Below are 20,412 nucleotides of genomic sequence, written 5' to 3'. Positions count from 1 at the left end.
ATCAGGTCGAAATTCGGTCCCAATTTCTGCTAGAGTCGGGCCTTCCAGATTCGAAGGCAGGACAGACCGGATAATGAACAGACGCTTTTTGCTCCTCGCGGCCGGCCTTGCCTGCGTTCCCGTCGCCGCGGCGGCGCATCCGCATATCTTTGCCGAAGCCCGCATGGAAATCGTCGAGGGGCCGAACGGCACCGTTCAGGAAGTGCGCAATATCTGGCGTTTCGACGAGATGTTCTCGGCAAGCGTGGTGATGGATTACGACAAGAACAGCGATCTGAAGCTCGACAAGGACGAGCTGGCCGAAATCGGCAATACCGTCCTGGAATCGCTCGCCGAATATTCCTACTACACCTTCATCACCGCCAATGGAAAACCGGTGGAGTTTTCGAAGCCCGAGGCCATTCACGTGGACTACAAGGATCAGCAGATCCTGATGTTCTTCTCCGTGAAGCCGACCAAGCCTCTGGCCGTCAAGGGCAAGCTCAGCTTCGGCGCCTGGGATCCGACCATGTATACGGCAATCGATTTCGCCAAGGACGGCGATATCGCCACGCAGGGTAAGGATCTGAATGCCTGCAAGCACCACGTGGTGCGCCCCGATCCCGACGAGGTGATCTCGCAGAACCAGGGCACGCTCACCGACGCCTTCTTCAACGATCCGACCGGCACCGACATGACCAAGCTCTTCGCCACCCGGCTGGAGGTAACATGCTGAGCCGCAGGGCCGGCCTCTTCGCCGTCGCCATTGGCCTCATTGCAGTGGCCGGTGCGGCCCATGCGCAATCGCCGCTCGGCATCGGCTCGGCCGAGCCTTCCTTTTCCGTCGGCGGCCCCTTCGCGCCGCTGATGCAATGGATCAACGTGCACCAGCAGATGTTCTACCGTGCGCTGACCGGCGCGCTGAAGGCCATGCGCGAGGATGGCTGGGCGCTCAGCTCGCTGATCGGCCTCTCCTTTGCTTATGGCGTTTTCCATGCCGCCGGCCCCGGCCACGGCAAGGCGGTCATTTCGTCCTATATGATCGCCAATGAGACGCAGCTGAAACGCGGCATTCTCATTTCCTTCGTCTCGGCGCTCATTCAGGGTGGGGTCGCCATCGGCCTCGTCGGTGCGGCCTGGCTGGTGCTGCGCGGCACCTCCATCACCATGACGAAGGCGACGCAGGCGATGGAAATCGCCAGCTTCGCCATGGTGGCGCTGTTCGGCGCCTGGCTGCTGGTGCGAAAACTCTGGTCGCTGCGCATCCGGCGCGAGCCTGTCGCGGTTTTCGCGCCGGCAGGAGAAACCGCGGCCGGCAGAACCACCGGCATGGGCACGGGCCTCCGGTTCCAGGGCAAGCCGGTTTTTGCCGATCACGACCATGATGGCACGGGCGATCTCTGCGCCGCCTGCGGTAAATCCCACGCGCCGGATCCGATGCTGCTCAAGGGCAAGAACTTCAGTCTGCACGAGGCATGGTCCGCCATCATCGCCGTGGGGCTCAGGCCCTGCTCTGGCGCGATCATCGTCATGAGCTTCGCGCTTCTGAACGGGCTTTATCTCGGCGGCGTGCTCTCCGTCCTCGCCATGTCGCTCGGCACGGCCATAACGGTATCGCTGCTCGCCATCATGGCCGTCTCGGCAAAAGGCCTCGCCGTGCGTTTCGCCGGCCCCGGCAGCCGCAGGGCAGCCGGCATCAGCCATGCGATCGAGATCGCCGGTGCGCTGTTCGTGCTCATCATGGGGCTGTTGTTGCTCGGCGCGTCGCTTCAGCTCTAACCGTCACGGCGACGCTGGTAACGCGCGCGCAGCCAGAACAGCAGGAAGAAACACAGCACCGCGACCGTGCCGAAGGCAGCGGCGAGCCAGGGCGAATAATCGCCGAGCCACAGCATGATCTTCGGCATGACGAAGAAGACCAGCCCGAAACCGACGATGATGAGGGCGGCGGCGAAGGCCGGAGACCAATCCTTCTTGCCGGGGCTCGGCTTTTCAGGCGCCGGGTTTTCAGGCGCCGAGTGTTCAGGCAATGGCATCGGCAAACTCCGCACGGATATCCTCAAGCTTGCGCTTCTGCGCGCCGTCGGCCGCAAAATTCTCCGGCGAAAGCCAGGCTTCGAAGGCCTTGCCGATCAGCGGCCATTCGCCGTCGATCATGGAAAACCACGCCGTATCGCGGTTCTGGCCCTTCGAGATCATATGCTGGCGGAAGACGCCCTCGAAGGTGAAGCCATAACGCTTCGCCGTGATCTTGGAGGGCTCGTTTTCATTGTGGCATTTCCACTCGTAACGGCGATATCCCAGATCCTCGAAAACATGTTTCGCCATCAGGTAATGCGCCTCGGTGGAAAGAGGCGAGCGCTTCATCTTCGCGCCATGGGCGACGGAGCCGACCTCGACCACCCCGTTGGCGGGATCGGGCCGCATATAGCTCGCCATGCCGACGATATCGCCGGTGGCATTTTCAACGAAGACCAGCGTGACCCAGTTGAGCTTCTGCCCCGCGCCGACGAGCCAGTCGCCGAAAGCGTCGGCATCGGGAAAGGCGCTTTGCGGGAAATATTTGAGCAGCGCATTCACGCCCTCGCCGCCAAGGGCTGACCAGAGCCTTGCGAGATGTTTTTCGCGATCGAACGGCTCCGCCGTCACGTAACGGCCCTTCAACACCACCGGCTGCGGCGGCGGACATCCCTTGAAATCACTCAGATCGCGCATTCTCTTCCCCATTTGCTGGGAGAAGGATTAGGGCAAGCGGGGCGGGATGACAACAGTGCATGTGTCGGGTCGGCGGGTGCGGTTCACCCCCCTCTGCCCTGCCGGGCATCTCCCCCTCAAGGGGGGAGATCAGCCAGAGGGAGACGCTCGCTCACTCGCAACGTTGGAGATGGCCGAGAGGTCGCCTCGGGTCGATCTCCCCCCTTGAGGGGGAGATGCCCGGCAGGGCAGAGGGGGGTGAGCCACAGCCTCCGAGGCTATCCTCAAACCTTCGCCGCCACCACCGTCGCCTCGATATGGTCGACCAGCGCATCCGGCAGCCCAAGCCGCCCGGCCAGAAGGTCGAGATAGCCCCGCTCCGCCCGCGTATCGGCCTCGATGGCAAGCCGCGAGGCGGTGTAAAGCTCCACCTTCTGCTCTTCCGTGCGGGCGGCAGCCACCAGCGCGTCGATATCGAGCGGATCGGCCAGTTCCTTTTCGAGGAAACGCTCGGCTTCGCTATCGAGGCCGGAGACCTGCACCTTGTCCATGATGTTGGCGCGCTCCTTCTCATCGATATGACCATCCGCCTTGGCGGCGGCGATCATCGCCTGGATGAGCTTCAGCGCAAAATCATTGGAAAGAGCTGGCGATTGCGGGTGGAAAGCGGAATCGGCCGGCGGGGCGAGAAGCTCCGGCTCGGGTTTCGGCGCGGCTTCAGGCGCCTGGCCGGACTTGTAGTTCTTGTAGGCGAGGTAACCGAGACCGGCGATGGCGGCGACACCGCCAATGGTGGCGACATTGCCGGCGAGCTTGCGGCCGGTCTTGGTGCCCAGAATGGCGGCGGCGAGCGCGCCGGCCTTTAGCGGATTGTTCTTGGCGATATCGGCGGCCTGCCCGGCTCTGTCACGGACGCTTCCCGAAAGGCCCGGCACCTGCGAGCCGAGGAATTGTTCAAGAAGCTTCTTGGCGTCGAACATCAAAATCTCCTGTAGAGGTCAAATCTACAGGGGAGATAGGAAGCCGTGGGCCGAATACAAATGTCAAAGCCGCTCACGCCTTCGTGAACGGGTTTGACAGGACGCAAATCAGGCGCGCAGCGCTGCGGCTTCGGCGGCAAGCTTGGTAATGCCCGCCCAGTCACCCGTCGCCACCAGTTCGCGCGGGGCAACCCAGGAGCCGCCGACGCAGACGACGTTCGGCAGGGAGAGATAGTCATTGGCATTCTTGAGCGACACGCTACCGGTCGGGCAGAAGACGGTGCCGGCGAGCGGCGAGGACAGCGCCTTGAGATAAGGCGCGCCGCCGGCCTGTTCGGCCGGGAAGAACTTCAGCACCTTGTAACCCTCGTCGCGCAGCGCCATGACTTCGCTGGCGGTGGCAGCACCCGGAAGCAACGGCACTTTCGAACCGCGCGCGGCTTCCAGCACGCTTTTATTGATACCGGGGCTGACGATGAAGGTGGAGCCGGCTTCCGCCGCCGCTTCGAAATCCCTGGCATTGAGAATGGTGCCGGCGCCGACATTCGCACCCTCCACTTCCGCCGCAACCGCGCGGATGGCATCGAGCGCCGCCGGTGTGCGCATGGTGATCTCGATTGCCTTCAGGCCGCCTGCGACCAAAGCGCGCGCAAGCGGCACGGCGGAAGCGGCATCATCCACGATCAGCACCGGCACGACCGGCTGGAGCTTGAGGATGGAGAGCAGTTTTTCGGAGTCCTGGGCCAAGATAAGCCTCCCTTGCGCAATTGAAACGATTGAAATTCCGTCTACCGATTAGCCTGCCTCGGCTTTCATGTCGAGGCGCGCCAGCCGCATTTTTATCCAGATACTTCAATCAATTCGCTTCATCACACTATCATATTGCGATAATCTGGCGCCCCAGTTCGCGGAGACAGCATGGCCAAGGAAATTGAACGGAAGTTTCTTGTTGCAGGCGGTGAATGGCGCAATGAGGTCACGCATAGCATGGCTTTCCGGCAGGCATATGTCGCCTCGATGGAAAACCGCTCGGTCCGGGTCAGGATCGTCGACCAGCGCGATGCGACCCTGACCATCAAGATCGGTGCAAGCGCGCTTGTCCGCGACGAATATGAATATTCCATCCCCCTCAAGGACGCCGAAGAGCTGATGGCAAGCGCGCCGGGCGTGGTGATCGAAAAAACCCGCCACACCGTCGATCATGGCGGCTTCACCTGGGAAGTGGATGTTTTCGAAGGGAAATATCACGGGCTGGTGGTGGCGGAAGTGGAAATGAACGACGAGAACGCCGATCCCGATCTGCCGTCCTGGCTGGGCCGGGAAGTCACCGGAGACAAGCGCTTCTCCAACCAGTCGCTCGCCATGGACTGTCCGAACGGAGACTTGCCGGATGCCCTTCAGAATTGATCCGAAAAAGCCCTTCGACAATGAAATCCGTCGGGCCGGGCTGGAGCTGATCGACGATACGGTCACGATCCTTCGCGACCAGCCGTCCGGATCGCACGAGGCCGTGCACGACGCCCGCAAGCGGTTCAAGCGGCTGCGCGCCCTCTATCGCCTCATCCGCAAGGCGGCGCCGGATTTCGGCCGCGAGGAAAACGCCCGTATTCGCGATATCGCCCGCTCCCTCGCCTTTGCGCGGGATGCGGCGGCGCTGGTGGAGACAGCGGAATATCTCGAGGCTTTCGCGCGTTCCGATGCACAGGGCGAAGCGTTGCGGTCGATCACCGCGATGCTGCGCGCCCGCCGCGACGACGCCATAGAACACGAGGCCGGTCTCGACGAGGCCATTGCCGCCGCCATTGCCGGCTGCGGGGAAGCGCGCCAGAAGCTTGAGGACCTGTCGCTGCCGGATGAGTTGAAAGACACCGCCCGGCTGCTCAGAAGCGCCTGGGCGAAACAGAGGAAAACGGCGCGCAAGGCGCTCACCGATTGCCATAAGCAGGCCGACGCCGAGCATTTCCATGAATTGCGCAAGTCCGGGCAGGCCTATTGGATGCATCTTGGCCTGATGCGCCGGCTCTGGCCTTCCGCCATGCGCGCCAAGCGGGCCGATACCAAGCGGCTGGTAGACATTCTCGGCCACGAGCACGATCTCTCGGTTCTCGCCGCCGTCGCCGACCGCGAGCCGGAGCGTTTCGGCAATGGCGAGCGGCTGGCCCTGCTGCTCGACGCCATCATCGAGAGGCAGCAGGCACTGCGCACGGAAGGCCTTGCGCTGGCAAACGAGGTGTTTTCCGAATCCGCCCGCACCGAAAGCCGCATCGTCGGCCTGTTGTGGCGGCAGGCGGCGAGATAGGCTGGAGACGGCGTGAAAACGTCCCGCCGGGCTCGGCGTCATCCTCGGGCCTGTCCCGAGGATCTGCAACGTTTCGATTTTGCGCGACGTGATTAGATCCTTGGGACAGGCCCAAGGATGACGGAAGACAGGTCTTGCGCTTTCGTCAATGTCGGATTTGAGGCACGAAGCACCTCCCATTTGCCTCACTCCGGCAGATATTTGACGATTTTCAAAATACCCGGAACCGCTGATAAATATTGCTTTGCGGCCGTCGTCGCTGTATTTCAGCGCCCATGACCGACACGACCATTCTCCCCCGCCCGGAAGTCTCTGGTGATTTCCTTGTGGCCGCGCTTTATCATTTCGCCCGCCTGCCGCGGTTCGAGAGCCTGCGCGAGCCGTTGTTTGCGCTCTGCCAGGAAAACGGCGTCAAGGGCACGCTGCTGCTTGCTGCCGAAGGCATCAACGGCACCATTGCCGGGCCGGATGCGGGCATTCACGCCGTGCTCTCCTTCCTGCGCGCCCAGCCGGAATTTTCCGCGCTGGAGCACAAGGAAAGCCGCGCCTCGCACATGCCTTTCGTGCGGCTGAAGGTGAAGCTCAAGAAAGAGATCGTCACCATGGGGGTGCCGGATATCGATCCGAACCGCATCGTCGGCACCTATGTCGAGGCGCGCGACTGGAACGCGCTGATCTCCGATCCGGATACGATCGTCATCGACACCCGCAACGATTACGAGACCGCCATCGGCGTCTTCAAGGGCGCGGTCGATCCCCAGACGAAAACCTTCCGCGAGTTTCCCGACTGGGTGAAGAACAATCCCGGCCTGCACAACAAGCCGAAGATCGCCATGTATTGCACCGGCGGCATTCGCTGCGAAAAGGCCACCGCCTTCATGAAGGAACAGGGTTTCGACGAGGTCTATCACCTCAAGGGCGGCATCCTGAAATATCTGGAAGAAGTGCCGGAAGAAGAAAGCCTGTGGGAAGGCGCCTGCTTCGTCTTCGATGAGCGCGTCTCGGTGGTGCACGGGCTTGCCGAAGGCGACCATCAGCTGTGCCACGCCTGCCGCAATCCGATCACGCCGGAAGTGCGCCTGTCCCCCAAATTCGAGGAAGGCGTGTCCTGCCCGAGCTGCTACGATGATCGCAGCGAAGAGGACCGCCAGCGCTTCCGCGACCGGCAGCAGCAGATCGAACTGGCAAAGAAGCGCGGCGAGCGGCATCTCGGGCGGTAAGCCCGGTCGGCTATCGAACTGCATAACGGTTGGGGTTTGTTTGAGCGGGTGCCGCGTATTTCTTCTCCCCGCCGGGGAGAAGTCCGCGGCAGCGGGATGAGGGGGCAAGCTCTCCGAAATCCGGCAGCGTGGCCCCCTCATCCGACCCTACGGGCCACCTTCTCCCCGGCGGGGAGAAGAAATGGGCCGCACCTTCAGGTGATCAAGAATGAGTGGAAGTAATCAGCCTCAAGCCCCTGCCCGCAACGCAAAGAGCGGCGCGTCCTGCCCGTCCAGCATGGCGGTGATCTCTTCCGCCGCAACCGGTTTCGAGAACAGGTAACCCTGCAACTCATCGCAGCCGCACAGATGCAGGATGGCCGCCTGCTCTTCCGTTTCCACGCCTTCGGCCGTCACCGGAATATCGAGCGACTTTGCCAGCGCCACGGTGGCCTGCAGCATTTCCAGCGACCGGCCGCCCTTGTCGAGCGCCATGATCAGCGAACGGTCGATCTTCATCCGGTCGAAACCGAAGCGGCGCAGATAACCCACGCTGGCGAAGCCGGCGCCGAAATCGTCGAGCGCTATATGCAGGCCAAGCTGCTTCAGCTTGTCGATGGCCGCACTCGCCCGCTCCGGGTGCTGGATGAAATAACCTTCCGTCATTTCCAGCCGCAGCCTTTCGGGCGGCGTCTGCGTCGCGTCGAGAATATCGGCCACGTGGCCGGAGAAGGCCGGATTGCGGAACTGCACCGGAGAGATATTCACCGAGAGTTTGATGGACGGCCATTGCTGCGCCGTCTCGCAGGCCTTGTGCAGGACGAGAAGGCCGAGCCGGTCGATAAGGCCGCTGGTTTCGGCAGCGGCGATAAAGATATCCGGCGGCACGAAGCCATATCCCGGCCGCTGCCAGCGGGCCAGCGCCTCCACCCCGGTAATGCAGCGCGTGGCGGCGCTGACGACCGGCTGATAGACCACCTGTATCTCATCGTTCAGAATGGCGGAGCGAAGATCGGCTTCGAGCTGCAGCTTTTCCTCGCGCAGCGCATCCATCTTCAGCTCATAGGAAACGTAACGCCCGCGTCCGTTCTCCTTGGCCTGATACATGGCCATATCGGCACGCCGCAGCAACTCCTCGCCATTGATGTCGCCGGCGCGGGAAACCGAGGTGCCGATGCTGCAGCCGATGCTCGCCACCCTTTCACCGATGCTGAAAGGCTCGGTAAAGAGTTCGAGAAGCGCCAGACACAGTTTGCGGCCTTCGGCCCAGACGTCGTTGCCCTGAATGGCGATGGCGAATTCGTCGCCGCCGAGCCGCGCCAGCACCGCGCCTTCGGGCACCAGCACTCTCAGCGCCGCCGCCACACCCTTGATCAGCCGGTCGCCGGCGGCGTGGCCGTAGGAATCGTTGATTTCCTTGAAACCGTCGAGATCGAGATAGAGCAGCTTGATATCCGTCTTGTCATGGCGGCCCCTGTCGACCATGCGGTTCAGCCTGGCGAAGAGCCCGGCGCGGTTGCTGAGCCCGCTCAGCCGGTCGCGCAGCGCCTCCTCCCGCGCCGCTGCCTCATCCGCCTTCAGGCGGTCGAGCGTGGCCGAACCGATGATGAGCAGCACCAGAAAAAACGTGCCGGCAATGCCAAGCGCGGTAAAGACGACCGGACGCGCCTCATGAAAGCTGACGTCTCCCGGCAGGTGCGAGCGCCAGACGAGCCGGGCCAGCACCTCCCCCAGCGGATTGACGATATCCACATGGTTGGCGGCAGGCCCGTCGCCATATTGCAGTTCCAGACCGTCGATGACGTAATTGCGGGCAAGCTTGTCCACCGTCGCCTGCTTGAGATGACGGGCGAAAACCAGGTAACGCCGCTCCGCACCGACCGGCGGCAGCGCCCCGGACTTCATCCGCACGAGCGCAACCCCCGCGGCGGCGACGCCATCGCCGGTCTTGACGAAACCGGTCACCTGCGAGGTGATACCCGGACGCATGGAACGCACACGCTCGATCATTTCCCTGAGGCCGCCGGCAAAATAGGCGTCGGGCTTCCATGCCACCGGCTTGCCGTCCTGATAGGCCATGCGGACCTTGCCGTCCTCATCGATGACCACGGCCGTATCGAAGAGATCGTTATTGACCGTCATCTCGCCATAATTGCTCGCCACCCAGTCGAAACGATCAGGGGCATAGACATATTCGGCAGCATCGTCCCAGGCGGCGTAGTCGTTCAGCGTCGCGCCGAGCTGTTCGCGAAAGGTGACGAGGGCGCCCGCCGTCGTCTCGCGCGAACGGGCATTGTCGAGCAGGTTGGCCTTTTCCCGGACCTGGCTCAAGGCGGATAAAACCAGCGCGGTGACGATGATAAGCACCAGCGCGAAGGTGGACAATACGACGCCCACGGCGGTTCTGCGCCCGACCGGCAAATAGTCCCCAATGTTGCGCGGCGCAATCCGCATAAAATCCCCTTCGAAAGCATCATCTTGCGAAGGAAACATTCAAAAGCGGTTAAGCCGCATTGTGGCCCCGCCCCAAAAAACCACGGGTATAAAACGACAGTCTGGCAGAAGCGCTGAAAAATCCTTCCCTGAAATGCCCCGGGTTTTTCATGGAAGGCGGATTTGCATCCGTCCGGAAAAGAAAAAACCTCCCCCGCGAACGGGAGAGGTCGTGATTTTTTTGACCGGGATGGCGAAAAGTGTAAGCGGTTTTCGCCTTAAATCCCGGTCTGATCCAATGCTGGAGCGGCTTACCAGGACGGGATGACCGTGCCGTTGTACTTTTCCAGAATGAAGGCCTTCACTTCCGGGCTCTGGTAGGATTCGACCAGCGTCTTCACCCACGGCTTGTCCTTGTCCTGCGCACGAACCGCGATGACGTTCGCGTAAGGGGACTTTTCGCTTTCGATGGCGATGGCGTCCTTCTTCGGGTTCAGGCCGGCAGCCGTGGCATAGTTGGTGTTGATGACCGAAGCGTCGGTGTCGTCAAGCGAGCGCGGCAGCTGGGCGGCGTCCAGTTCGACGATCTGGATGTTCTTCGGGTTTTCGGTGATGTCGGCAGGCGTTACCTTCAGGCCGGCTTCTTCCTTCACCTTCAGCACGCCCTTGGAGGCGAGAACCAGCAGCGCACGGCCGCCATTGGTCGGGTCGTTCGGAATGCCGACGGTTGCGCCGTCCTTCAGCTCGTCGAGGTTCTTCACCTTCTTCGAATAAACGCCCATCGGTGTGGTGATGGTGGTGCCGACGCTGACGAGATCGAACTTGCGGTCAGCGATCTGGTTGTCGAGGTAAGGCTGGTGCTGGAAGGAGTTGGCCTGCAGCTCGCCATCTGCCAGCGCCTGGTTCGGCACGACATAGTCGGAGAATTCGACGATATCGATATCGAGACCCTTGGCGGCCGCAATCTTCTTCACCTGCTCCATGATCTGCGCGTGCTCGGCGGGGGTTACGCCGATCTTGATGGTCTCGGCCAGCGCCTGACCGGCGGTGAAGAGAGCGGCGAGCGAAGCCGCGAGAATGAGTTTCTTCATGGGTGTCTCCTTGGGTTGTTATTATAAACGCAGTTAATTCTTCCGGGTCCGCTTGTCGAAGCTGCGCGCCAGCCTGTCGCCGGCGCTCTGCACCAGCTGCACCAGCACGATGAGCACCAGAACCACGACCAGCATCACATCCGGCATGAAGCGCTGGTAACCGTAGCGGATGCCGAGATCGCCCAGCCCGCCGCCGCCGACCGCGCCGACCATGGCCGAATAACCGATGAGGCTGACCAGTGTGAGGGTGAGCGCCAGCGTGATGCCGGGCTTGGCTTCGGCCAGAAGCACCTTGGTCACGATCTGCAGCGGTGTCGCACCCATGGCACGGGCGGCTTCGATGAGCCCCTTGTCCACCTCGCGGATCGCCGCTTCCACCAGCCTTGCGATGAAGGGCACGGTTGCGACCGTCAGCGGCACGATGGCCGCGCTGGTGCCGATGGAGGTGCCGGCGACGAGGCGGGTGAAGGGAATGATCGCCACCACCAGAATGATGAAGGGCGTGGAGCGCGCGGCATTCACGACGAGGCCGAGGATCCGGTTGGTCATCGGCGCCGGAAACAGCTCGCCCTTGCCGCTGGTGGCAAGGAAAACACCCATGGGCACGCCGATCAGCGAGCCGACGATGCCGGCGACGGCGACCATGTGCAGCGTCTGCAACAGGCCCTTGGAGAGAAGGCTGAACAGCATATCAGGCGACATAACCGAGCACCTCCGTGTGAAGACCGGTCTCAGCATAAAAGCGATTGGCGCGGGCGGTGACATCCGCCGAGGCCGGATAGGAGACGACCAGCGAGCCGAAGGGCTGGCCGGAAATTTCCTCGATGGTGCCGGCAAGAATGTTCACATCAGGGCCGATTTCGGCGACGAGGCGCGCCGTCAGCGGCTGGAAGGCCGTCTCGCCGAAGAACACCAGACGCACCAGAACGCGGTCGCCTTCCGCCGCCTGCGGTTTCAGGCCCGAAGTGACCCAATGCGGCAGCTTCACGCCGACCGAGGACGACAGCAGGCTGCGGGTCGTCTCGTGTTTCGGCGCGGTGAAGATGTCGAAGGTCGTGCCTTCTTCCACGATCAGGCCCCTGTCGATGACCGCCACCTGCGAGGCGATGGTCTTCACCACCTCCATCTCGTGGGTGATGAGCAGCACCGTGAGCCCCAGCTCGGCATTGATGCGCTTCAGCAGTTCGAGAATGGATTGCGTCGTTTCCGGATCGAGCGCCGATGTCGCCTCGTCGGAAAGGAGCAGCTTCGGCTGGGTGGCGAGCGCACGGGCAATGCCGACACGCTGTTTCTGGCCGCCGGAGAGTTCCGCCGGATAACGATTGGCCTTGTCCGAAAGCCCGACGAGATCGAGCAGCGGCGCAACGCGGGTTTCGATCTCCTTCTTGCCCATGCCGGCGATTTCGAGCGGCAGGGCCACATTGTCGAAAGCGGTGCGCGAGGACAACAGATTGAAGTGCTGGAAGATCATGCCGACGGAACGGCGCAGCGTGCGCAGGCTCTTTTCATCGAGCGCGGCGACATCGACGCCATCGACGACCACGCGGCCGGTCGAGGGCTTTTCAAGGCCGTTGGCGAGGCGGATGAGCGTGGATTTGCCCGCACCGGAGCGGCCGATGATGCCGGTGATGGAGCCTTTCGGCACGACGTAGTCGATACCGGCAAGGGCTGCGAAACCGGGCTTGCCGTCGGCGCCGCCAAAGGTCTTGGTCACGCCTTCAAACGTGACCATAGGCTCCTTTGCCGACCCTTCAGGGACCGCCTGTTCTTGGCGCGCGGGGGATGCCGCGCTGGATGGAAAACTCATTGTAAACTCTGGGAATGCGTGACGGATCGGGTCTCAAAAAATCCTGTTGCGGTGCTGAACCGCTCTCTTCATGCAGCCTTCTGGCACATTCGATGACAGCTGATTTTCCGGGTCATTTCGTCAGGCTTTCACTCAGAAATGCCGGGGATCGGCAATTCGATGGCGCATACTTGCCCGCACACGCCACCTTTTAACAGGGATGTTTTTTCAATTATCTGAAAAGAGAGGAAAAATCTACCACAAAGCCGCGTAGGCGGCCCTGCGGCAGTCTGGAGCGTTTTTGTGTGCCGCATTTCCGGACGGAAAACCGGATTCCACTTTTCCTGGAAATGCTTTAGCTTTCGCGATTGGGCGAAATCAGACGCGGCTGACGAATTCATCGGCCGGGCGGCGCACCTTCTTCAGGTTCACCAGCCAGTCGCCTTCCGGCTGGCGATAACCGAGCGGCAGGATGGTGACGGAGCGCAGGCCCTTTTCACGCAGGCCGAGGATTTCATCGAGCTTCGCCGGGTCGAAGCCTTCCATCGGAGTGGAATCCACGCCCTCGAAAGCGGCCTGCGCCACGGCCATGCCGAAGCCGATATAGGCCTGACGGGCGGCGTGTTCGAAATTCACCTGCTGCTTGCGCTGCGGATAGGTGGAAAGCAGCATCTGGCGATAGGCTTCCCAGCCTTCATTCTTGATGCCGCGTTCTTCGTTGACCAGATCGAACATGTGGTTGATCCGCTCTTCGGTGTAATTGTCCCATGCCGCAAAGACCAGCAGATGCGAACCGTCGGTCACCTGCGCCTGGTTCCAGGCGATCTCGCGGATTTTAGCGCGCACTTCAGGATCGGTGACGACGATCACCTCGAAGGGCTGAAGACCGCTGGAGGTGGGCGCAAGCCGCGCCGCCTCGACAATGCGCTCGACCTTGTCTTCCGACACAGCCTTGGAAGGATCCATTTTCTTGGTGGCATAACGCCAGTTGAGTTTTTCGATAAGCATGTTCGTTTTCCCTGGGAGGATCAGCCCGCCCTGCCCCTTGGACGCCAGAACGGGTGCTACGCCTTCGTAGCCCGTCTGAGATAGGGGGCAGGATGGCGGGCGCAAGCAGGCACCGCCGGGTAACCGATAAAAAAGTTTGGAAAACTGATAATAAGGTGGGAGAACTTTATTGCGGCGGGCGCTGACACGTCGCCTGCTACCGGATGCGGCGCGTAAAGTTCATGCACGGCCGTCCCCCAACCCTCATTCCTGTGCTTGTCACAGGAATCCAGCCGACACGCGTCTGCGTGGCGGAAAGACTCTTTTCAGCCCAAGGACTTGGGCTGGCTGGATCCCTGTGACGAGCACAGGGATGAGGGAGGTGGCCGTTACGGCTTCACCAGACCATGGTTCCCCTTCGGAAAGCCCGAAGCCAGCGCGCTATACCATTTGCCGCTGTTCTTCAGCGTGCGCACCTGAGTGTCATAATCCACATGCACCAGCCCGAAGCGCATGCGATAGCCCTCGGCCCATTCGAAATTATCCATCAGGCTCCAGGCGAAATAACCGCGCATCGGATAACCGTCGCGGATGAGATCGGCGACGATGCCGAGATGTTCGGCGTAATAGTCGAGACGCGGCTGGTCGTTCACCTCGCCGTTTTCGACGCCCATATTATAGCAGGCGCCGTTTTCGGTGATGTAGCATTCCGGCAGGTCGTAACGCTTGTAGAGCGTTTCCACCAGCGACTGGAGCGCCGGGGCATAGACCTCCCAGCCGATATCGGTCTTCACATCGCTGATGGCCGGGGCCGGTGTCGTGGCGGGGAATTCCGCGCCCGGTGTCGCATCGTCGGCAACGCGCATCGGCGTGTAATAATTCAGCCCCCACCAGTCTAGCTTCTGGCTGATGATGGCAAGGTCTTCCGCCTCCACCACCGGCATGCGGCTTCCCAGCGCTTCCATCATCTCAGCCGGATATTCGCCCTTGAAGACCGGATCAAAAAACGCGCCGTTGTGGAACTGGAAGGCCCGTTCGGCGGCCTTGAGGTCGGCGTCGCTATCGGAAGCCGGGATGACGGAATGGGCGTTCAGCACCAGCCCCACGGGCACTTTCGGCGCGACATGACGGGAGGCTTCCACGCCGAAACCATGGGCGAGATTGATGTGATGCATGGCGGCAAGGGCTGCCTCCATGTTGCGCTCGCCCGGCGCATGAATGCCGTAGAGGTGGCTCAGCCACACCGCGCACCAGGGTTCGTTGAAGGTCGCCACCGCATCCAGCCGGTCGCCCAGGCGGGCCATCACGGTCTTGGCGTAACGCTGGAAGGCGTGGGCCGTGGAGCGCGAGGCCCAGCCGCCATCGCCCATCAGCGTCAGCGGCAGGTCCCAATGGTAAAGCGTCGCATAGGTCTTGATGCCGCGCGCCTTGCAGCCATCGACGAGGCGGTCGTAGAAATCCAGCCCCTTCTCGTTGATCGGCCCGAAACCATCCGGAATGATGCGCGGCCAGGCGATGGAGAAACGATAGGCCTCGACACCCATGTCCTTGATAAGATCGAGATCCTGCTCCCAGCGATTATAATGATCGCAGGCAATATCGCCATTGTGACGCTCGAAGACATGGCCCGGCATGTTACAGAAAGCGTCCCAGATGGAGGGCTTGCGGCCATCCGCCTTCGTGGAGCCTTCGATCTGGAAAGAGGCGGTCGCGACGCCGAACAGGAAATCGCCGGGGAAACGGGCGGCTAGCGTTTTGGGATCGGTCATCTACGAGGCCCTTCTCTGTCCATTGAGCGTGAAAAGATCAGCAGCGGTTTAGACCATGTCGGCCGGCAGGTACAGTCGTGGGCGGCAGGAATCTACAACGTTTCAGGATGCGCAGTTAACAAGTCCAAAGCGCTTTGCATGCGGGAGTGCCGCCGCAGCGGTTTACCGGCGGCGCAAGGCATCGACCCGGCGAATGCGGGTGGAAGATGGGAGGTGGAGGAAGTCGTTGCATTCACCGGGCCGCATCATCAGGGCAGCCTGAGCAGCCCATCGGTCACAACCTTTTCACGGCACCTATCGGATCGGTCCTTCCCGCCTCTGGCCCGGCGGAATGCCTTTCCGAAACACGGTTTGCCAGAACCATGCTTGTCGATGCCGGCCTCCGGTTCGCGAAAGGCGCCGCGCGTATCGCCCTTCCGTTCCGGTTGCGGGAGGAATGATGCCGCGGAAATGGCGGGTGGGGATGGGAGGGGAAGGATTTTTTCGGAAGTGACTGAAAAGGAAGGAGGGGTGGCGCGGAGTTGTCCTCGCCTTGGGGTGCTGATGGCGAACAGGCCCCCTCATCCGGCCCTTCGGGCCACCTTCTCCCCGGCGGGGAGAAGAAATATGCCGCGCCCCCGGCATGTAGCAAGGAGCAGGAAGCTTGTTCTTCTCCCCGCCGGGGAGAAGTGCCGGAGCGAAGCGAGGCGATGAGGGGGCGACGCTGCCGCCGCCCCTTCCACCGCGTCAAACGTAACGATTGACCACGTTTTCGAGATATTCCTGACGGCCGGACTTCGGCTCGGGATTGATATCCTCGCGCTCCACCAGGGCGGCAATCTCTTCCAGCTTCAGCTCGCCGCGCAGCATCTTCTGGGCTTCAGGCGAATCCCATTTGGCGTAACGCTCCGCAAGCGGCTTCGACAGCGCGCCGTCCTCGATCATCTTCGCCGCCGCCTTCAGGCCGCGGGCGCAGCAATCCATGCCGCCGATATGGCCGATCAGCAGGTCCTGCGGATCGAGCGACTGGCGGCGCAGCTTGGAATCGAAGTTGGTGCCGCCGTTCTTGAAACCGCCGCCGGCGAGAACATGGTAATAGGCCAGCGCCATTTCCGGCACGTTGTTGGGGAACTGGTCGGTATCCCAGCCGGACTGGTAGTCGTTGCGGTTCATGTCGATGGAGCCGAAAATGCCGAAGGCATTGGCCATGGCCAACTCATGCTCGAAGGAGTGGCCGGCGAGAATGGCATGGCCCTGCTCGATATTGACCTTCACTTCCTTTTCCAGACCGTTCTTCTGCAGGAAGGCGTAAACGGTGGCGACGTCGTAGTCATACTGGTGCTTGGTCGGCTCCTGCGGCTTGGGCTCGATCAGGATCGTGCCTTCGAAGCCGATCTTGTATTTATATTCCACCACCAGATTGAGGAAGCGGCCGAGCTGGTCGAGTTCACGCGACAGATCGGTGTTGAGCAGGGTCTCGTAACCTTCGCGGCCTCCCCACAGAACATAGTTCGCACCGCCGAGCTTCTGGGTGGCGTCCATGCAGGTCTTCACGGTCGCGGCGGAGAAGGCGAAAACATCCGGGTCCGGATTGGTGGCAGCACCCGACATGAAGCGGCGGTTGGAGAAGAGGTTCGCCGTGCCCCAAAGAAGCTTCACGCCGGTATCGGCCTGCTTTTGGGCAAAATAATCAACGATCTCGTTGAGGTTCTTGGTATTCTCCGCAAAGTTCCGGCCTTCCGGGCGCACATCGGCGTCGTGGAAGCAGTAGAACGGCGAACCGAGCAGCGAGAAGAATTCGAAAGCCACGTCCGCCTTCAGTTTCGCCGCCTGCATCGTATCTTCGAACCATGGGCGCAGGAAGGTCTGGCCGCCGAAGGGGTCGCCGCCCGGCCAGGTGAAGGTGTGCCAATAGGCCACCGCAAAACGCAGGTGATCTTCCATGCGCTTGCCGGCGACGATCTCATCGGGGTTGTAATGACGGAAGGCCAGCGGGTTGGTGCTGTCGGGGCCTTCATATTTGATCTTGGCAATATCGCCGAAGAAACCTGTGCTCATGGTGATCCTCCTTGGTGGGTTTAGATGGTGTTCTGAAATTTCAAGGCCGGCGTTTGCTGCTCACCCCCCTCTGTCCTGCCGGACATCTCCCCCTCAAGGGGGGAGATCGACTCGCGGTTAGGTCTCGTCCTCATGCAAGGCTGAGGGTGGAGCGAGGGTTAGCGCCCTGCCGATCTCCCCCCTTGAGGGGGAGATGCCCGGCAGGGCAGAGGGGGGTGAAGCCGCACACGCCGTGTCTCAATGCGAAAGCGCCCGAATAGCCGGATAAAGCGCATGATAGCGCCGGTAAGCCTCCTCATAGGCGCCGGCCAGTGCCGCCACCGGCTCGATGGTCCGCGCCGTTTCCGGCTGCGCGCAGACCGCCACCGGATCGGTCCCGGTCGCGGCGATGAGGCCGAGGCGGGCCGCGCCGAAGGCGGCGCCGAAATCTCCCTCGGCCGGAATATCGACGGGCACGCCGAGCGAGGTGGCGATGGAGGCCAGCCAATAGGCCGAGCGCGAGCCGCCGCCGATGGCGGTGACGCGGGAAATGGACGTGCCGGCCGACTTCAGCGCTTCGAGATTGTCACGGATCGCGAAAGTCACGCCTTCCAGCACCGCCTGGGTCAGCGCCTTGCGGTCGCTTTCATGCGAAAGGCCGATGAAAGAGCCGCGAATGGCGGCGTCGTTGTGCGGGGTGCGCTCGCCAGAGAGATAGGGCGCGAAGGTGACACCGGTCGGCGCAAGCAGCGTCTCGCCCAGCTCGCCGGTCAGATCGGCGGCGGATTGGCCGGTGAGGCGCGAATACCAGTTCAGCGCATCGGTGGCGGAGAGTATGACGCCCATCTGGTGCCAGGTATTGGGCAGCGCATGGCAGAAGGCATGCACGGCGCTTTCCGGCTTCGGCAGGTAAGATGCATTGGCCGCAAAAAGAACGCCGGATGTGCCGAGCGACACGAAAGCGTGGCCTTCCTTCACCGTGCCCATGCCGCAGGCGGAAGCCGCATTGTCGCCCGCCCCACCGGCAACGACGGTGCGGCCGGTAATGCCCCATTCAGATGCCAGTTCGGCGCGCAGAACGCCCGCCTCATTCGTGCCTTCCACCAGCGACGGCATGTGTTTTTCATCGAGCCCCGTCGCGGCAAGCAACTCGGAAGACCATTTGCGCGCGCCGGTATCCAGCCAGGAGGTGCCGGCGGAATCGGACATTTCCGAGATATATTCGCCGGTCAGCCAAAGACGCAGATAATCCTTCGGCAGCAGCACCTTGGCGACCTTCGCAAATATCTCGGGTTCGTTCTTCGCCACCCAGGCAAGCTTCGGCGCGGTGAAGCCGGGGAAGACGATATTGCCAGTGATCTTGCGGAAGCGCGGATCGGCATCCAGCGCTGCGGCCTCGGCGTGCGAGCGTGTGTCGTTCCACAGGATGCAGGGGCGCAGCACCTTGCCATCGGCGTCGACAAGTGTGGCGCCGTGCATCTGGCCGGAAAGGCCGATGCCTTTCACGGCCGCAAGCTCTTTCGGAAACTTCTGCTTCAGGCCAACGACAGCGGTTTTTGTCGCGGCAATCCAATCCGCCGGATCCTGTTCCGACCAGCCGTGATGCGGGCGCGAAACGTCCAGCGAGCCGTTGGCCGAGCCGATGATTTTCTGATCGCCGTCCATCAGCAGGGCTTTGACGCCGGATGTGCCAAGATCGAGACCGAGATACATGTATTTCTCCATTCCGGCGCGCCATGCGCCGCTTTCAGCGTTTTTTAAAAGTCACCGCATTCCGGCCGGGAAACCGGCGGCCACTTTTCCTGGAAATGCTCTCATCAGGGAAGATTGTCCCTGAGGAATATGTCGATACGGATACGTTCCTGCGCGGCGATGACGGGCAGACCGTCGGCCCGCGCCTTCAACACGCGGATGGCGCTGCGCACCTCGTGGCCGGCATCCTGGTTGAGCACGGCATCCAGCAGCCCTTCCCGCAGCGCATTGGCGGTGTTTTCCGTCAGTTCATGGGCGATCACCGAAAGCGCTCTTTCGCCCTCTGCCGCGCCAAGCGCGCGGATGAGGCCGCGATTGCCCGCGCCGAGGCTGTAGATGCCTGACAGCGCGGCATTGCCGAGCGCCGTGCGCACCAGCGTCTCGACGGTGAGCGGATCGTCCCTGCCCTCCAGCACCGGCAGCAGCCGCAATTGCGGAAACTCGGATTCGATGACGGCGCGAAATCCTTCCAGACGTTCGCGATGGTCCCGTACCAGCATGGAGCCGGCGACAACCGCGACATCGCCGCCGCGCCCGGAGAGAAAACGTCCCATCAGGCTCGCCGCCGTGCGCCCGGCCGCGACGTTGTCCACGCCGGCATAATGATCCCGCCGCGAACCGGAAAGATCGGACACCAGCGTCACCGTGGCGATGCCGTCTTCGGCCAACCGGTCGGCGGCTTCCGCCACATCTTCGGAATCGGTGGCGACGAAGGCGACGCCCGAGGCCTTTTCCCGCCGCGCGACTTCCAGAGCCTCCGTCAGCGCGGAGGCATTGAAGGGCGGCACCTCGATGACGCGGATCGCCGTGCGCTCCAGATGCGCCCGTGCCGCTGCGGCCCGCACTTCGGCGCGCAACGTTGCCATGAAGGAATTGTCATTGCCCGGCAGGATGAAGACCAGCGCATAATTGCGGCCCTTGGCCAGATTGGCGGCCGCGATATCGCGCACATAACCAAGCTCGGCAATGGCCGCCTCCACCCGTGCCCGCGTTGCCGCATGCACGCCGGGGCGCATATTCAGCACCCGGTCGATGGTGGCGAGACTGACGCCCGCCCGCTCGGCGATATCGTGAACTGTCGGCTTCATGGCTCCTCCCTCCCCTTGCATATCCAGCTTTGCAGTCGAGGTAAACTGAAAAATGATGTACGTACCTCATATTTCGCGGAAAGCCGGTGTCGGGTTGGTGGCTCTTCGCGAAACGGTGCCGCGCGTTTCTTCTCCCCGAGGGGGAGAAGGTGGCCCGAAGGGTCGGATGAGGGGGCAAGCTCTCCGAATATCTCTACCCTCGCCCCCTCATCCCGCTGCCGCGGACTTCTCCCCGGCGGGGAGAAGAAATATGCCGCCCCCCGCTCGCTCCATATTCAAAACAAAAAAGGGGCCGTCATTTCCGACGGCCCCAGCTCTGCGGTGGATGGGAGGGGATTC

At 62.1% G+C, this 20,412-nt stretch carries 18 protein-coding genes; 5 read left to right on the top strand and 13 right to left on the bottom strand.

Annotated features, from left to right (window positions below; translation table 11 throughout):
• Positions 1 to 73 precede the first annotated feature (73 nt).
• Positions 74 to 715 carry a DUF1007 family protein gene (locus F3H58_RS24895; RefSeq protein WP_188129064.1) on the top strand — a complete coding sequence of 214 codons (642 nt, stop codon included), beginning with the start codon at positions 74 to 76 and terminating at the stop codon, positions 713 to 715.
• The gene (locus F3H58_RS24890; RefSeq protein WP_149744137.1) at positions 709 to 1,758 is read left to right on the top strand and encodes a nickel/cobalt transporter; all 1,050 of its coding nucleotides are present in this window, start codon (positions 709 to 711) and stop codon (positions 1,756 to 1,758) included. The genes F3H58_RS24895 and F3H58_RS24890 overlap by 7 nt, the downstream gene beginning before the upstream one ends.
• On the opposite strand, the gene F3H58_RS24885 is transcribed toward F3H58_RS24890, so the two are convergent.
• The 4 genes from F3H58_RS24885 to F3H58_RS24865 all read right to left on the bottom strand — a co-directional run bounded on the left by F3H58_RS24885 (position 1,755) and on the right by F3H58_RS24865 (position 4,400).
• On the bottom strand, positions 1,755 to 2,015 hold the full coding sequence (locus F3H58_RS24885) for a hypothetical protein (RefSeq protein ID WP_078053200.1): 261 nt from the start codon (positions 2,013 to 2,015) through the stop codon (positions 1,755 to 1,757). The genes F3H58_RS24890 and F3H58_RS24885 overlap by 4 nt on opposite strands.
• On the bottom strand, positions 2,002 to 2,694 hold the full coding sequence (locus tag F3H58_RS24880; RefSeq protein WP_149744136.1) for a GNAT family N-acetyltransferase: 693 nt from the start codon (positions 2,692 to 2,694) through the stop codon (positions 2,002 to 2,004). The genes F3H58_RS24885 and F3H58_RS24880 overlap by 14 nt, the downstream gene beginning before the upstream one ends.
• Positions 2,695 to 2,957: 263 nt before the next feature.
• Positions 2,958 to 3,653, bottom strand: coding sequence for a tellurite resistance TerB family protein (locus tag F3H58_RS24870; RefSeq protein ID WP_004445183.1), 696 nt, complete (start codon positions 3,651 to 3,653; stop codon positions 2,958 to 2,960).
• A gap of 108 nt (positions 3,654 to 3,761) precedes the next feature.
• On the bottom strand, positions 3,762 to 4,400 hold the full coding sequence (locus F3H58_RS24865; RefSeq protein ID WP_004433419.1) for a 2-dehydro-3-deoxy-phosphogluconate aldolase: 639 nt from the start codon (positions 4,398 to 4,400) through the stop codon (positions 3,762 to 3,764).
• A 171-nt stretch (positions 4,401 to 4,571) separates the two neighbouring features.
• Here F3H58_RS24865 and F3H58_RS24860 point away from each other — a divergent pair, with 171 nt between their 5' ends.
• The 3 genes from F3H58_RS24860 to trhO all read left to right on the top strand — a co-directional run bounded on the left by F3H58_RS24860 (position 4,572) and on the right by trhO (position 7,172).
• Complete coding sequence (locus F3H58_RS24860; protein ID WP_065655372.1) at positions 4,572 to 5,060, top strand: CYTH domain-containing protein; 489 nt, start codon at positions 4,572 to 4,574, stop codon at positions 5,058 to 5,060.
• Positions 5,044 to 5,952 carry a CHAD domain-containing protein gene (locus tag F3H58_RS24855; RefSeq protein WP_149744135.1) on the top strand — a complete coding sequence of 303 codons (909 nt, stop codon included), beginning with the start codon at positions 5,044 to 5,046 and terminating at the stop codon, positions 5,950 to 5,952. Before F3H58_RS24860 ends, F3H58_RS24855 begins: the two co-directional genes overlap by 17 nt.
• 275 nt (positions 5,953 to 6,227) lie before the next feature.
• Positions 6,228 to 7,172, top strand: coding sequence for an oxygen-dependent tRNA uridine(34) hydroxylase TrhO (trhO, locus tag F3H58_RS24850; protein WP_149744134.1), 945 nt, complete (start codon positions 6,228 to 6,230; stop codon positions 7,170 to 7,172).
• Between the two features lie 228 nt (positions 7,173 to 7,400).
• Here the strand turns inward: trhO and F3H58_RS24845 are convergent, their stop codons facing one another.
• From F3H58_RS24845 to F3H58_RS24795, 9 genes are all read right to left on the bottom strand, one after another.
• The gene (locus F3H58_RS24845) at positions 7,401 to 9,644 is read right to left on the bottom strand and encodes a bifunctional diguanylate cyclase/phosphodiesterase (RefSeq protein WP_188129063.1); all 2,244 of its coding nucleotides are present in this window, start codon (positions 9,642 to 9,644) and stop codon (positions 7,401 to 7,403) included.
• Between the two features lie 251 nt (positions 9,645 to 9,895).
• The gene (locus F3H58_RS24840) at positions 9,896 to 10,675 is read right to left on the bottom strand and encodes a MetQ/NlpA family ABC transporter substrate-binding protein (protein WP_004433407.1); all 780 of its coding nucleotides are present in this window, start codon (positions 10,673 to 10,675) and stop codon (positions 9,896 to 9,898) included.
• 33 nt (positions 10,676 to 10,708) lie between these two features.
• Complete coding sequence (locus F3H58_RS24835) at positions 10,709 to 11,377, bottom strand: methionine ABC transporter permease (RefSeq protein ID WP_004433403.1); 669 nt, start codon at positions 11,375 to 11,377, stop codon at positions 10,709 to 10,711.
• Positions 11,367 to 12,407 carry a methionine ABC transporter ATP-binding protein gene (locus F3H58_RS24830; RefSeq protein ID WP_149744133.1) on the bottom strand — a complete coding sequence of 347 codons (1,041 nt, stop codon included), beginning with the start codon at positions 12,405 to 12,407 and terminating at the stop codon, positions 11,367 to 11,369. The genes F3H58_RS24835 and F3H58_RS24830 overlap by 11 nt, the downstream gene beginning before the upstream one ends.
• A gap of 432 nt (positions 12,408 to 12,839) precedes the next feature.
• A complete protein-coding gene (locus F3H58_RS24825; protein ID WP_149744132.1) occupies positions 12,840 to 13,469 on the bottom strand; it encodes an NAD(P)H-dependent oxidoreductase in 630 nt (209 codons plus the stop codon).
• Positions 13,470 to 13,837: 368 nt separating this feature from the next.
• On the bottom strand, positions 13,838 to 15,217 hold the full coding sequence (locus F3H58_RS24820) for a GH1 family beta-glucosidase (protein ID WP_149744131.1): 1,380 nt from the start codon (positions 15,215 to 15,217) through the stop codon (positions 13,838 to 13,840).
• Positions 15,218 to 15,943: 726 nt separating this feature from the next.
• Positions 15,944 to 17,254, bottom strand: coding sequence for a xylose isomerase (xylA, locus tag F3H58_RS24810; RefSeq protein ID WP_149744130.1), 1,311 nt, complete (start codon positions 17,252 to 17,254; stop codon positions 15,944 to 15,946).
• Positions 17,255 to 17,491: 237 nt separating this feature from the next.
• Complete coding sequence (gene xylB, locus F3H58_RS24800) at positions 17,492 to 18,946, bottom strand: xylulokinase (protein ID WP_149744146.1); 1,455 nt, start codon at positions 18,944 to 18,946, stop codon at positions 17,492 to 17,494.
• A 104-nt stretch (positions 18,947 to 19,050) separates the two neighbouring features.
• Entirely contained in the window at positions 19,051 to 20,073 is a 1,023-nt protein-coding gene (locus F3H58_RS24795; protein WP_149744129.1) for a LacI family DNA-binding transcriptional regulator, read from the bottom strand.
• Positions 20,074 to 20,412: the final 339 nt, after the last annotated feature.

Source organism: Rhizobium sp. NFACC06-2, assembly GCF_900101425.1.
GTDB lineage: Bacteria > Pseudomonadota > Alphaproteobacteria > Rhizobiales > Rhizobiaceae > Agrobacterium > Agrobacterium leguminum.
The sequence above is the reverse complement of the archived record's forward strand: the minus strand, read 5'-3'. Positions and strand labels throughout refer to the sequence as shown.